This window comes from Streptomyces sp. NPDC060031, from assembly GCF_042736805.1.
GTDB lineage: Bacteria > Actinomycetota > Actinomycetes > Streptomycetales > Streptomycetaceae > Streptomyces.
The window spans coordinates 50,889-64,405 of record NZ_JBHWVM010000017.1; the positions used below are offsets into that span (position 1 = coordinate 50,889).

The 13,517-nt window shown below is 73.1% G+C and carries 12 protein-coding genes; 5 read left to right on the forward strand and 7 right to left on the reverse strand.

Annotated features, from left to right (window positions below; genetic code table 11):
• The first annotated feature begins 8 nt into the window (after window positions 1–8).
• Complete coding sequence (locus tag ACFWB8_RS10525) at window positions 9–1,700, forward strand: thiopeptide-type bacteriocin biosynthesis protein (RefSeq protein ID WP_385224310.1); 1,692 nt, start codon at window positions 9–11, stop codon at window positions 1,698–1,700.
• 15 nt (window positions 1,701–1,715) lie between these two features.
• Here ACFWB8_RS10525 and ACFWB8_RS10530 read toward each other — a convergent pair whose 3' ends face one another.
• The 3 genes from ACFWB8_RS10530 to ACFWB8_RS10540 all read right to left on the reverse strand — a co-directional run bounded on the left by ACFWB8_RS10530 (window position 1,716) and on the right by ACFWB8_RS10540 (window position 4,611).
• Window positions 1,716–2,102: a hypothetical protein gene (locus ACFWB8_RS10530; protein WP_385224378.1), complete on the reverse strand. Its 387-nt coding sequence runs from the start codon at window positions 2,100–2,102 to the stop codon at window positions 1,716–1,718.
• 317 nt (window positions 2,103–2,419) lie between these two features.
• Window positions 2,420–3,355: a MurR/RpiR family transcriptional regulator gene (locus ACFWB8_RS10535; protein ID WP_385224312.1), complete on the reverse strand. Its 936-nt coding sequence runs from the start codon at window positions 3,353–3,355 to the stop codon at window positions 2,420–2,422.
• Window positions 3,356–3,483: 128 nt separating this feature from the next.
• Window positions 3,484–4,611, reverse strand: coding sequence for a hypothetical protein (locus ACFWB8_RS10540; protein WP_385224314.1), 1,128 nt, complete (start codon window positions 4,609–4,611; stop codon window positions 3,484–3,486).
• Between the two features lie 298 nt (window positions 4,612–4,909).
• On the opposite strand from ACFWB8_RS10540, the gene ACFWB8_RS10545 reads away from it, so the two are divergent.
• Complete coding sequence (locus ACFWB8_RS10545) at window positions 4,910–5,620, forward strand: ABC transporter ATP-binding protein (RefSeq protein ID WP_385224316.1); 711 nt, start codon at window positions 4,910–4,912, stop codon at window positions 5,618–5,620.
• Window positions 5,621–5,624: 4 nt separating this feature from the next.
• Here the strand turns inward: ACFWB8_RS10545 and ACFWB8_RS10550 are convergent, their stop codons facing one another.
• The gene (locus ACFWB8_RS10550; RefSeq protein ID WP_385224318.1) at window positions 5,625–5,963 is read right to left on the reverse strand and encodes a hypothetical protein; all 339 of its coding nucleotides are present in this window, start codon (window positions 5,961–5,963) and stop codon (window positions 5,625–5,627) included.
• A 156-nt stretch (window positions 5,964–6,119) separates the two neighbouring features.
• Between ACFWB8_RS10550 and ACFWB8_RS10555 the strand changes: the two genes are divergently transcribed.
• Window positions 6,120–7,310: an MFS transporter gene (locus ACFWB8_RS10555; RefSeq protein WP_385224320.1), complete on the forward strand. Its 1,191-nt coding sequence runs from the start codon at window positions 6,120–6,122 to the stop codon at window positions 7,308–7,310.
• Here the strand turns inward: ACFWB8_RS10555 and ACFWB8_RS10560 are convergent.
• The gene (locus tag ACFWB8_RS10560; RefSeq protein WP_385224322.1) at window positions 7,274–8,725 is read right to left on the reverse strand and encodes an amidase; all 1,452 of its coding nucleotides are present in this window, start codon (window positions 8,723–8,725) and stop codon (window positions 7,274–7,276) included. The genes ACFWB8_RS10555 and ACFWB8_RS10560 overlap by 37 nt on opposite strands.
• Before the next feature lie 150 nt (window positions 8,726–8,875).
• Between ACFWB8_RS10560 and ACFWB8_RS10565 the strand changes: the two genes are divergently transcribed.
• Entirely contained in the window at window positions 8,876–9,481 is a 606-nt protein-coding gene (locus ACFWB8_RS10565; RefSeq protein WP_385224324.1) for a TetR/AcrR family transcriptional regulator, read from the forward strand.
• 82 nt (window positions 9,482–9,563) lie between these two features.
• Here ACFWB8_RS10565 and ACFWB8_RS10570 read toward each other — a convergent pair whose 3' ends face one another.
• Together ACFWB8_RS10570 and ACFWB8_RS10575 are read right to left on the reverse strand one after the other, a co-directional pair.
• Window positions 9,564–9,932 carry a hypothetical protein gene (locus ACFWB8_RS10570; RefSeq protein WP_385224326.1) on the reverse strand — a complete coding sequence of 123 codons (369 nt, stop codon included), beginning with the start codon at window positions 9,930–9,932 and terminating at the stop codon, window positions 9,564–9,566.
• A gap of 105 nt (window positions 9,933–10,037) precedes the next feature.
• A complete protein-coding gene (locus ACFWB8_RS10575) occupies window positions 10,038–12,761 on the reverse strand; it encodes an exo-beta-D-glucosaminidase (protein WP_385224328.1) in 2,724 nt (907 codons plus the stop codon).
• A 385-nt stretch (window positions 12,762–13,146) separates the two neighbouring features.
• Between ACFWB8_RS10575 and ACFWB8_RS10580 the strand changes: the two genes are divergently transcribed.
• Window positions 13,147–13,509: a hypothetical protein gene (locus ACFWB8_RS10580; RefSeq protein WP_385224330.1), complete on the forward strand. Its 363-nt coding sequence runs from the start codon at window positions 13,147–13,149 to the stop codon at window positions 13,507–13,509.
• The last annotated feature ends 8 nt before the right edge of the window (window positions 13,510–13,517 follow it).

The following is a 13,517-nucleotide window of genomic DNA, read 5'->3' on the forward strand; positions in this document are numbered from 1 at the left end:
GACCACCCGTGACGACGACGACCGACACCTGGCACAGCCACCACCTCTTCCTGCACTCCGCCCCCGAGGACATCGACGCGTTCCTGCTGCGGGACGCGGCTCCGGTCCTCGACGGCCTGGTGGCCTCCGGGGAGGCCGACCGGTGGTTCTTCATCCGGTACGCGCAGGACGGCCCCCACGTACGGATCCGGGTGCGCGCCCCCAGCGGCTCGGCCGCCGCGCAGCTGCCGGAGCAGCTGGTCCGTGCGGCGCGGGCGGTGCCGGTGGCGCCGGGCTCGTGGCCGTCCCGCCACGGCGAGGTCCGCGCCGTGGCGTACGAGCCCGAGGCCGACCGCTACGGCGGCCCGGGGGCGCTGCCGGTCGCCGAGGAGGTCTTCGCCGCCTCCACCCAGGTGGTGCTGGAGGCCCTGCGGGCCATGCACGGCGGGGCCGCGGCGCGGCTGATGCTCGCGGCGGACCTGGCCCACGCGACGGCGTACGGGCTCGGCATGGACCGGCTCACCGCGGCGCGCTGGCTGCGCAAGCACGCGGCGGGCTGGCGGTGGGTCACCGAGGTCCCGCTGCTTCCGGGCGCCTCGGTGCACATGCAGGTCAACTCCGTCTACGGTGCGCAGCGCGCGGGGCTGGCGCGCCGTGCGGCGAACGTGCGGGAGCGGCTCGGCGCGGGCACCGCCGCGCCCTGGCTCGGCAGGTGGGCGGAGCGGGTCCGCGCGGCCGACGCGCTGATGGTCACCGGGAGCGGGGAGGAACTGACCGAGGACAGGCGCGCCTGCGTCTGGGCATCGCAGCTCCACATGCTGTTCAACCGGCTCGGGGTCACCCCCGACGAGGAGCGGGCGGTGTGCCGGCTCGCCGCCCGGACCCTGCTGGAGACCGAGGAGCCGCCCGGCTTCTTCCCGTCCGGGCACACCGCGTCCGACGTGCAGTACCTGGAGCGCAGCAAGTTCCAGATCGGCCGGGGCGAGGACACGGCGCTGCGGTCGCTGCCGCCCGGGCCGCCGACGGCCAGTGACGCGCAGGAGGCGGCGACCCGGCCGGAGACCGACCTGCCGGCGGCCCCGCTGCCGGAGGTGTCGCTGCGCAGCGTGCTGGCCGGACGGTCCTCGTTGCGGGGTGCGCTCGGGGGGCCGGTGGACGCGGGCACGCTGGGCTCACTGCTGTGGCACTCGCTGTCCGAGAGCAGCCGTACCGAACACCGCCTCGCGGACGGCCCGGTCCACGTCCTGGCGCACCGCCCCTATCCCAGCGCGGGCGCCCTCTACACGGCCCGGGTGCGGCTGCTGGTCCTCGACGTGGAGGGCGTACCGGCGGGCACGTACGACTGCGTACCGGAACGCCGTACCCTGCGCCGGGTCGGCCCGGCACCCGAGGCGTCGCAGGTCAAGGCGCTGTCGACGTACCTCTCCCGCCCGGCGACGGACCCGGACTGGATCGGCGTCGACGGGGCTCCGGCCGTCCTGGGCGTGTACGCGGACCTCGGCCTGCTGCGCCGCCGCTACGGCCTGCGCGCCCTGCGCCTGGCCCTGCTGGAGACCGGCCACATGGTCCAGACGCTGCTGCTCACCGGGGCTGCCCTGGGCCTGGGCGGCACCCCGCTGGGCGGCTTCCACGACGACCTGGCCCAGGAACTCTTCGGCCTGGACGACCTGGACCAGCCGCTCCAGTACCTGCTGCCGCTCGGGCGGCGCACGACGGAGTGACCTGGGGGGCGGAGGTCAGCGCTTGCGCTGCGCGGGTGTGCTCACGAGCAGCGAGTCGGTGACGAGCCGGGCCCCGCGCGACAGGCGGCCGAGCTGCTCGAGCTCGATGGCGTACATCCTGATCGTGTTCTCGATCACGGACTCGGCGACGCCCATCATGGGCAGCTCGGCCCGGCAGGTGTGCAGTGCCACGCGCACCGCGCGCATCTCGTGCTGGAGCTGGAGCTGGACGTGCCTGGCCAGGAGCGCGGGATGACGGGTCAGCGTCAGGTAGCCGCCGTAGCGGGCCGGCAGGAGGTCCCGCAGCCAGCGCGTGGCCGTGCGTTCCCAGTCGTGGGTCCCGGGGGCCTTGACCTGCAAGGGCCAGTCCGGGCTGCGCGTGATGGTGGCCGTCTGGGGCATTCTCGTCACTTCCGAGTGGTGTCGAACTCTGATCGAGAGCTGTGCTGGGGGGCGGCCTCGGCCCAGGGGTTGACCGAGGCCGCCATGCGTTCAGCGGGATCCGCAAGCCGGACTGGACGACCCGCCGTGACGTGAGGAGGAGCATCACGCCGGGTGTCTGTTCTGGGAGGACGTGGGGGACGTACTCCGTGGCATCTTGGTGGATCCGGAACGCCGCCGTCAGTAAACATATATACCGTCGAGTAAGCAAGAGAATGAAAAATTTCATACGCCTGGATGGCGTGAATACGCCGGGGGTGGATCAGGTGAAATTCTCGCTACAGGAAGAAACCGTGCTGGTCGGCGACCTGCTCGTATCCCTCGAGGCGGGCCTGGGTCCGCTCGGGATCCGCATCGGCCATGGCTTGCAACAGTGCGGCGGACAGCATCCCGGGCGCCGCGTACGAGTCGAACACCAGGCGTGACCCCGTCGGGGCGGTCAGTGCGACGTCCGCCTCCTCGACCAGCGGGCCCAGGGTGGGGTCCGTGATCAGTGCGACGCGCAGCCCCGTACTGCGCGCGGCCCGGAGCGCGGCCAGCGTCTCCCTGGCGTGCCGGGGCATGGCGAAGGCCAGCACCCACGTGCCGCCCGCGGCCCGGGACTGGAGCAGGCCGTCGTACGCGACGCTGCCCCCGCGGGTCACCACGCGGACATCCGGGTGGATGCGGCGGGCCGCGTAGGCGAAGTACTCCGCGAGCGAGACCGAGATGCGCAGGCCCAGAACCGTCAGCGGCACCGAACGGGCGAGCTCCCGGCCGATGTCCAGCACCTGGTTCGTGTCGGCCAGCAGCCGCCGTACGTTCTCCAGGTTCTCGATCTCGGCGTCAACGGCTGCCTGGAGCTCGTTGCGGCGGATCTGCTCACGGCTGTCCGGGGTGGCGGGGGCGCCGGCCACCGCGCTCAGCGCGATCGGCTGGAGCACGTCCCGCAGGGCCGGATAGCCGCTGAAGCCGAGGGAAGCGGCGAACCGGGTCACGGACGGCTGGCTGACACCGACCCGCTCGGCGAGCTCGGTGATGGAGAGGAACGCGGCCTCGGTGAGGTGGTCGATCAGATACTGGGCGATCCGCCGCTGCCCGGGCGACAGCCGACGCCCGTCGAAGAGCGCGAGCAGCCGGTCGGCCGGGGCGCGTCCCAGCTGCGACGCCTGCTCACCCGGTCCGGTCGGTGTGATCGCAGAAGCCTGTGCGCGTGCCTGCTGCCCCGATGACACCGGCGGGCCTCCTTCTTATGTCACTCGTGTTCAAACATAGCTCACCCCTTGTGTTCGGATGATCAAATACCACGCCCGGCACCGCCGTGACGACCCCGGCAGGGCCGGAGCCGTCGCGGCGGGGGCGATCAGCTCGGGAGGTACGCCTGTCGTGAGGCGCACTTCCACACCACGGCGCGGGTCTTGCCCGAGGCGTTGACGGCGCTGCCGGCGGCGCGGTCGTCGTCGGACACGGCGACGGCCGAGGCGGCCTGGCCGGCGGCCAGCCGGGGGAGCGCCAGCACGGGGCCCGAGCCCGGCCACAGCACGGCCTGGTCGGCCGCGTTGATGCCGGCGTCCTCGGGGTGGAAGCGGGCCGAGCCGACGGCCGCGCCGGTGGAGGGGCTGATCCCGTCCAGGCTCGCGAACGGGTGGGTGCTCAGACGACCCGGCGAGGAGCCCGGGGCGCCGTACGGGGCGGTCCACACCCACGGCGTCCACTCGTAACCCGGCCCGTACCAGTCGCTGCCGACGATCGTCCCGTCGGTCGCGATGCCCGTCACCCAGCTGTAGTTGCCGCCGCTGCCGGCCTGCGGGAGGACCCGGGCCGGACCCCCGTCCCCGGGCCACAGCACGGGGTGGGAGTACTCCACGCGGCCGCCGGTGTCCGGCTCCGCCCTGTGCACGCTGGCGACCACGTCGCCACGGGAGTTGATGCCGCCGACCGTGGCGACGTACGCGTCCGGGCCGATCTCCTCGGGAATCGTGAGCGTCCGCTCCAGCGCCCCGTCGGCGTAGACCCGGATGGAGCGGTCGCCGTATCCCGCGGCGGCCACGCGGCCCGCGTCGTTGACCTTCAGCCCCGCCACCGAGCGAAGGGCGTCGGGCAGGCGGGTGACGGAGGCGTCGCCCGCCCGGTAGGTGAAGCCGACCTGGTCGGTGGTGCCGTAGGGCCGGTACCAACCCGTCATCAGACCGCCCTGGTTCACCCCGACCAGCTCGCTCTCGATCCGGCTGGCGTCCGGGACGGGCACCCGGTGCACGGTGCTGCCGGTCCAGTAGACCGCCTTGCCCCGGGACGAGCCGACCGACAGGGTGCCGCGGCCCAGGGCGCGTACACCCTCCCGCGGCCAGGACACCTCGGCGCCGGGCAGCGTCCCCAGCGCCGTGAGCGCCGGCTTGCAGGGCGCGGATCCGGCCGCCGCGGCCGGGCCGGCCGCGGTGACCAGTCCGGCCAGAACGACCGCGGCCCCGGCGGCGGCCATGTATTTCCTCATGTGTTCCCCCCTGGTTGGTACGTACGGAATTCATGTTGCCCCGGGGGCGGGACGGAAGGGGGCCGGAACCGGGCAGACCGCGGTGGACAGGCTGATTCCGGCCGCGGACGGGCCGATTCCCGGCCGCGGCGGGCGGCGGCGGGGCGGCGGCGGGGCCCGGCCGCGGCGGAAACCGGCGTCCCGCAGACGATCAAGTTGCCGAAGGGTCTTGCGTCCGGAAGGTGACAGATGAACAAATTCGGAAGGCGGAGCGCTCGGGGACAGCGCGCGCCGGACGATCCGAGGGGGAACGCACACCATGTCGCAGCAAGAAGTCACCACACTCGCACCCACACTGACGCCCATGGTGGTCGTGGAAGGGGTGCACCGCAGCTTCGGCAGCGGCGCCCAGGCCGTGCACGCACTGCGCGGCGTGTCCTTCGAGGTCCGCCGCGGTGAACTCACCGCACTCAAGGGCAGGTCCGGCTCCGGCAAGACCACCCTGCTCAATGTGGTCGGCGGCCTCGACACCCCGACCGGCGGCACCGTCCGCCTCGACGGCACCGACCTCGCCGAGCTGGACGAAACCGGGCTGCTCGCGCTGCGCCGGGACCGGATCGGCTTCGTCTTCCAGTCCTTCGGCCTGATCCCGGTGCTGACCGCGGCCGAGAACGTGGGGGTCCCGATGCGGCTGGGCAAGGTCCCCGCGCAGCAGCGCGAGGAGCGCGTCCGTACCCTGCTCGCCCTGGTCGGCCTGACCGAGCACGCCGATCAGCGCCCGGGCGAACTCTCCGGCGGCCAGCAGCAGCGGGTGGCCGTGGCCCGGGCCCTGGCGAACGATCCGGCCCTGATCATCGCGGACGAACCCACCGGGCAGCTGGACTCCGAGACGGGCCGCTCCATCATGCGACTGCTGCGTGCGGTGGTGCACAGCGAGGGAGTCACCGTCCTGGTCGCCACGCACGACCCGGCCCTGATGGAACTCGCCGACCGGGTGGTGGAACTGCGCGACGGGCACATCGTCGAGTGACCGGTCACATGCCGGGACCGTAGCCGGGGTCCTCCGTCTGGCGAGGGGTCCACCACTCGGTGAGCCCCCACGCCCCGAGCGCGAGCGCGGCCATGGCCGGCAGGAGCGCGAGCCAGGGGTTGCGCACCCAACTCGTGGTCAGCGTCCAGGTGAGGAGCGGAATCAAGCCTCCGCCGAGCAGGATGAGGGGCAGGTCGACGAAGAGCACGCTCAGATCGCGGGCATGAGCCTCGAATCCGCCGTCGAGGCTGAACGCGGCCCGCGGCGTCCACAAGAGGGCCCCGGTCGTCGCACCGAGACCGGCCAGGAGGCGTCCGGCGTGCTGCCTCACCTTCGGATCCATGTCCCTGACCCGTCCCGCGGTCCGGTCTGAGGTCCGGTCCGAGGTCCGTCTCGGGGTCCGCCCCGGGGTTCCTTCACTGGTTCCTTCGCTCATACCCGCGACAGACGCGGCGGCGCGGAGCTTGGTTCCAGCGGATGCGGGGTTACCTTCGGCGGCATGGACGGTGATCGCCGAGGGTGGCGCCAGTGTGTGCTCGGCGGGGCGGTGTTCGCCGTGTGCATGGCCGGCACCACGCTGCCGACCCCGCTCTACGGGCTGTACCAGGAGAAGTTCGGATTCTCCGAGCTGACCGTGACCGTCGTGTACGCGGTGTACGCCTTCGCGGTCATCGGCGTGCTGCTGCTGGCGGGCAACGCCTCCGACGCCGTGGGCCGACGACCGGTCCTGCTGGCGGGCCTGGGCTGCGCGGCGGCGAGCGCCGTCTGCTTCCTGTGCGCCACCGGCCTGGGCTGGCTGTACGCGGGGCGGCTGCTGTCGGGGCTGTCCGCCGGGCTGTTCACCGGCGCCGCCACGGTGTACGTGATCGAGCTGGCCCCGCACGGCGGCGCCTCCCGGGCCACGTTCGTGGCGACGGCCGCCAACATGGGAGGCCTGGGCTGCGGACCGCTGCTCGCCGGAGTGCTCGCGCAGTACGCGGCCTATCCGCTGTACCTGCCGTTCGCGGTGCACCTCGTACTGGTGGCCGCCTCGGCCGTCGTCCTGCTGCGGCTCCGGGAGACCGTACGGGAGCGGCGTCCGCTGAGTACCGTACGGCCGCAGCGGCCCGGCGTGCCCCCGCAGGTGCGGGCGGTGTTCGGGCCCGCGGCGATCGCCGCCTTCGTGGGGTTCGCGCTGTTCGGGGTGTTCACGTCGGTCAGCCCGGCCTTCCTCGCGCAGTCGCTGGACGTGCACAACCACGCCGTGAGCGGGTCGGTCGTCGCGCTGGCCTTCTTCTCCTCGACCGCCGGGCAGCTCGCGGTCGGCCGGGTCGGGGTGGGGCGATCGCTGCCGCTGGGCTGCGTCGGGCTCCTGGCCGGGCTGGGGCTGCTCGCGGGCGCGCTGCGCCGGGACCTGCTGCCGCTGGTGGTGCTGAGCGCGCTCGTCGGCGGGATCGGGCAGGGCCTGGCCTTTCGCGGGGCGCTCTCCGCGGTCGCCGAGGCGTCTCCCGCGAACCGGCGCGCGGCGGTGATCTCGACGCTGTTCGTGGTGGCGTACGCGGGCATCTCGGTACCGGTGATCGGTGTGGGGGTCCTGGCGGGTCCCCTCGGCCTGGAGGGTGCGGGTCTGGTGTTCATCGCGTGCATGGCCGTCCTCGTCTCGACCGCGGCCCTCTACCTGCTGCGCCGGCCGGTACGGGCGAGGCCGTGAACGCGGACGGGGTCGATCGGCGTGAGCACCCCGAGCCGGTCCTCGACCGCCTGGGCCGCGTCCAGGCACAGGTCCTCCCGGAAGGCGCGGCCGACGACCTGCACCCCGCACGGGAGCCCGTCGACCACCCCCGTGGGCACGGCCACGGCGGGCACGCCCACGAAGCTGGTCACCGTGCACAGGCGCATGCCCGACGCGACCCGGTCCCGGCCCGCCCTGTCGCGTGACTCCAGGCCCGGCTCCACCGGCGGTTCGGTGAACGAGGGGCCGAGCAGGAGCGGGTACTCGTCGAGGAACTCGGCCCACGAACGGCGGACGTTCAGCCAGGTGCCCATCAGCTTCATGAACTCCTCCGCGCTCGCGGGCGGTGTCCGCTCCATCGCCATGCCGATGTAGCGGTCGCCGCCCGCGCCGAGGAGAGTGCGTACCGCCGGCCAGGCCGGGGCGAACTCGGTCACGGTGATCCGGCCGTACGCGTCGAGGGCCTCGTCCAACCTCGGTACGTCCGCCACCTCGCGCACGTCGTATCCGGCCTCGCGCAGCGCCTCGGCCGCGGCCTGGACGGCCGAGAGGACCGCGGGGTGGACGCCGTGCCCGCCGGGGTCCGCCACGACCGCGACCTTGACCGGTCCGGGGAGCGGATCGCCGTACGCGGGCACCGGTACGGACCGCGGGTCGCGCGGATCGGTGCCCGCGAGCACCTCGTACGCCAGCCTCAGGTCGGCCACGCTGCGGGCCAGCGGGCCGTCGGTGACCAGCATCTGGGACGCCGGGCCCGGGTCGTCGGGGCCGAGGAAGCGGTGGTCGGCGGGGAAGCGTCCGGTGGTCGGCTTGAGGCCCGCCACACCGCAGAACTGGGCCGGGACGCGGATCGATCCGCCGGAGTCGTTGCCGAGGCCGAGCGCCGCCATGCCCGTGGCGACGGCCACGGCGTCGCCGCCGCTGCTGCCGCCCGGGGTCCGGCCGGGGTCCCAGGGGTTGGCCGTGTCGCCGAACAGCTCGCTGCGCGTGTGCATCCCGGCAAGGATCAGGGTGGGAACGTTGGCGTGCCCGACCGGGATGGCGCCGGCGGCACGCAGCCGCGCCACCGGGGGAGCGTCGGCCGATGCCACGAGATCGCGGAAGCGCTCCACGCCGAAGGTGGTCGGAACACCCTCGATGGCGGTGGTCTCCTTCACCGTGAACGGAACGCCCGCGAGCGACCCCGGCGTTCCACCGGCGGCCCGGCTGCGATCCGTCCGCGCCGCGGCCTCGCGCGCACGCTCCGCCAGGAGTTGGGTGACTGCGTTGACCTGCGGATTGACCGTGGCGATGCGGTCCAGGTGGCTCTCGACCAGTTCGACGGCCGACACCTCTCCGCTCCGTACGGCTGCCGCCTGCGCGGCGGCCGTCATCTGCCACAAGGCGTCCTGCATGGCTCGTACTCTCCCCGTCGTCGTGGGTGCTGTCGATTGTTTCGATGCGCTTGCATCGAAACCATACCCGCCGAACCGATGCGGGTGCATCGAATAGAGTGGCCGGCACGACAGCCCGCGGAGAGTGGGGCAACGAGGAGGCGATCGGGCATGCCCAGACAGGTGGACCACGAGGGCCGGCGCCGGATCATCGCCGACGCCGTCTGCCGGCTCGCCGACGAACGGGGGCTGGAGGGCGTGACCCTGCGCGACGTCGCCGCCCGCGCGGAGGTGTCCATGGGCGCCGTCCAGCGGTGCTTCCGCACCAAGGAGGAGATGCTCGTCTTCGCCCTCGGGCACATCGGCGAGCGGATCGGCGAGCGCGTCCAGGCGCGCCTCGTCAGGAGCCCGGCCCAGTCGGCGGCCTCCGCCCTGGGCCACGCGGCCACCGAGATCGCTCTGCTCCGCGAAGAGCACCGCGCCGAGGCCAGGGTCTGGCTCGCCTTCGTCGCGCAGGCAGCCGTCAGCAAGCCACTCGCCGAGACGCTGAAGACGAACTACGCGGCCCTGCAGGCGGCGTTCACCCACCTCATCTCGGAGGCCCGCGAGGACGCCGGCCACACCGGGCGCCTCGATCCGCAACGGGAGGCGCGCACCCTCCTCGCCCTCGCGGACGGTCTCACCACGCACGTCCTCATCGGCCACCTCACCCCGCAGGAAGCCCAGGAAGCCCTCCATGTCCACCTGGCGGGCCTGTGGGGCGGCCCGGGGGGATAGCGCGACCGACCCGCCGGGCCCCCGGCGCGAGGGCCTGCGTCGGGGACCCGGCGGACGATCGTGGACCGCGGCTGATCCGGCGTCAGGAGACGCGCTTCAGCGTCCATGCGTTGTTGTTGAAGCTGGGGTTCGAGGAGTACACGCAGCTGCTGGTGTAGTACGAGGCCGTCTGGATCCAGCCCGCGGGCTGGTAGGTGGAGGCGCAGGCCTGGACGACGGTGCCGACGGGCAGCCCGGTGAGCTGCTTTATCTGCTTGATGTTCGGGCTGAAGCTCTGCGTGCCGCAGCTGATGCTGTAGCCCCAGCTGACGTCGACGAAGCCGGCCGGGGTGAGAACGCTCGCGCAGGAGGTGGTGACGTCACCGGGGGCGGCCTGGGCGGGCGCGGCGGTCAGGGCGAACATCGCGGCGGCGCCGGCGAGGGCCATGCCGGTGGTGCGAAGGCGAGTCATGGGTGATGGCTCCTTGGTCATTGCGGACGGCCGATCAGGCCGGGAAGCCATTACTACGGGCTGATGATCAGTGCCGGATAGCGGCTTTCCGGCCTAAAGATCCGGTCATCCCGCCGGGACCGTCACCATCGGTGTGTTCCACCCGGAGATGCGCAGCTTCGGCGCCGAGCCGCGCAGGTCACCGGTCCGGTAGGTGGCCGTCAGCGTCGTCGATTCACCCGGCCAGAGGCTGATCTGGTTGTCGCTCCACCGGACGGGCAGGACGGGCGCGCCCCGCGCCCCCACCAGGTGGACGTCGGTGAGCAGGGCGGGCGTCTTCCCGGTGCCCGCGTTGCGTACGGTCACCGTGGTCGTGGACGTCCCCGCACCGTCCGCCGTCGTCGAGGCCGTCGCGGTGACGGTCGCCCGCCCCATCGAGTCCAGCCCCTTGAAATCGGCGTAGGAGGTGGTGGGGGTGTGGAACCAGGTGCCGTGCCCGTAGTCGAGCACGTCCGCCTTCGTGGAGAGCCAGTAGACGTTGCGGCTCACCTCCCGCCCGCCCGCGTCCGTCAGCAGCAGCCGCGCCAGGTAGGTGGTGGACAGGCCGCCGACCGACGCCGGGACCGTCAGCGCGGTGCTGCTCGCGCCGCCGCCCGCGACGCTCAGGCCGCTCACCGTCCGGTCGTACTTCTGGGTGCCGTCGGTGTTGAAGAGGGTCACCCGCGCCGTCAGCCCGGAGGCCGCGGAGGTCCGGTTGTTGACCACCGACACCGCGCGGTTGTCGTACCCGTACTGGACGTGCAGGGGCTCGTTCGCCTTCTTCGCGCCGAAGTAGGCCCCGCCCTGGTCGAGATACCGGTCCAACAGCTGCCACTGCAGCGAGGTCCAGCCGCTGTTGAACATCCAGTAGATGACGCCGGTCGACGGGGCGGACGCGTCCTTGGCGTTGCGGGCGTACGCCTCGAACTGGGCGCGCACGTTCTCGTACTGGGCGAGCTGTGCCTTGCGGACGTAGTCCTCGAGGCCGGTCGGGGGCCCGTAACGGCCCGACAGGGCGGCGTCGTAGAGCCGCAGCGTCGCGAAGGTGGGCGAGGGGGAGCGGTGGTACTGGGCGGCGGACGGGTCCTTCCACAGGGTTTCCAGCTCGGCCGGGGACATCATGCGGCGCAGCGTGTCGAGGGTCGGGACGTCCGGACCGGCGCTGGTCTCGGAGTTGAAGCCGGTGGCGCCGCCTTCCCGCTTGTTGTACCAGTAGCCGGGCGGGACCCAGTCGTACGGACCGGTCATCTTCATCCCGGAGCCGCCGGTGAGCGGGGCGGAGGAGTCGGAGGCCGCGGGAACCACCGGGGTCCTCCAGTCGGCGGCCTTCAGCGCGTCGACGTAGCCCTCCTCGATGTCCTCGTTCGGTGCGAAGTCACTGCCGATCAGGAAGGAGATCACGCTGGGGTGGTGGCGCAGCCGGGCGGCCTCCGCGGCCATCGAAGCCTTGGCCACGGCGAAGTCGGGGGTGTCCCAACTCTCCCCGGCCTCGGTGCCGTTGACCTCTCCCTCCCATTTGTCGCAGCACTCCCAGCCGGGAAGCGTCAGGATCCCGTACCGGTCGGCGAGGTCGAAGAACTCGTCGGGCTCGATGTGCCCTTCCAGCCGCAGGGTGTTCAGGCCGAGGTCCAGGGCGTACTTCAGCCGGTCCTCGGCGTAGGTGCGGTCCCATCGCAGGAACTCGTCGGGAGACCAGCCGCCGCCCTTGATCAGCAGCGGGCGGCCGTTGATCCGGTACTGCCGGGCGTCGTCGGCGTTCAGCGGAGCACGCACGTCGCGGATGCCGAAGGACGCGTGCGCGGTGTCGGAGGGCGCCCCGTTCACCGTCGCGGTCAGGTCGAGACGGTACATCGGCTGGCCGCCCATGGCGGCGGGCCACCACACGCGGGGGGAACCGAGCCGCAGTGCGGGGTGGTCGGCGGGGGAGAAGACCACGGTCTTGGTCTCGTGGGGGGCCAGGGAGACGCTGCGGCTGACGGTGGCCGGACCCGCGGTGCCGGACACGGTCGTGGTGACGGCGGTCGATGAGTCGTTGCGCACCCGGGCCTTGACGGTCAGATCGGCCGAGGACATCGACGGCATGGCCAGGGCGGTCACCACGTGTGCGTCGCGCAGGGCGACCGGCCCGCCGCGCCGCACCGTGACGTCACGGACGATGCCCATGTTCTCGTCGGGCGGCGGCTGCAGCCAGTCGAGCCAGCCCATCGTGAGGTGCTCGCGCGGATCGTTGGGCTGGACCCGGAAGGCGACCGTATTGGTGCCCGCCTCGATCAGGTCGGTGACGTCCAACTCGTGCCGGGTGTACGCCCCGGTGACCGTGCTCGCGGCGGCGACCCGGCGGCCGTTGACGAAGACGTCCGCGGCGGAGATCACCCCGCTGAAGTCCAGGTACGTACGGGCGGTCGTGTCGGGGACGGTGAAATCGGACCGGAACCACCAGGGCACGGTGAAGTCCTCGGCGGGGATCCGCTTCTGGTTGGTGGAGCGGAAGGGGTCGGGGTACACCCCGGCGGCGAGCAGCGCCGCGAGGACGGTGGAGCGGGGGCCGGCCGGATACCAGCCGGCCGCGCGATAGCCGGGGCTGGAGACGGCGGCCGCGGAGTCCGCGACCTTCTCCGTCGACTGGATGGCGTACCCGGCCAGGGCCGTCGCACTGCCCGGGGCCGCGCCGATCGCGGTGGCCCGTGGCCCGGGGGCGGCCGGCCGCGGAGCGGGAGCCGCCCGGGTGGCGCCCGCGGTGAGGGCCAGCACCAGGCCGACCAGGGCCAGGGCGGTGGTTCTCGCGTGGACGAGGGCGAGGCGGTGCGGCACGTGGCCCTCCTGGGGAAGCAGACCCCACCCCTATCGGTCGCCGCCCGCCACCGTCCACCCACGCCGCCGTGTCTTCAGCCCAACGGACCAAGGAAGAGGTGTGAACGGCGGCGGGCGTCCGCCGATATGGGATGTACCCGCGTCCGCCCCGCGTCCTACGCTCGGCGCGTGGACACCGTCATACTCGCCAGCGTCGTACTGCCCGTCACAGCACTGCTGTACGGCCACTTCGGCCTGCGGCGCTCGCGGGAAGCACGGCGCCACCGGGAGGCGGTCGCGCACCTCGCCGCGATCGTGGTCGACCCGTACCACGCTGCCGCCGACCGCTGGTGGCCCGACGACGACACCCAGGCCGCCGCCGCGCGGCTGCCTGGGCTGTACCGGGGTGCTGCTGCTGTGCGCGGAGTTCAGCTTCGGCACGGCCGCGCTGCTGGACCACGTACCCCGCGGCGGGCCGGTGCAGTGGGCCGCGGCCGTGGCCACGGGGCTCGCGCTGGTCGCGCAGATCGTCTGGCTCGACCTCGACGACCGGCTGCGCGAGGGCGGCGCCGCCCGAGTGGATCCGCTCGCCGAACGGCTGGCCGCGCAGGGGCCGCATCCGGCGCTCGTGGAACTGGCCGAGCGCGACCCGCAGGGCGTGACGCGACTGCGCATCAGCCGGATGCGCACCCGGCGCGGCCGCAACCGGGGCCGGCCGCGCCGCCGGGTCGAGCGGGTCGAGCGGGTCGAGCGCGGTGCCCGGCCGTGAGGCGGGCA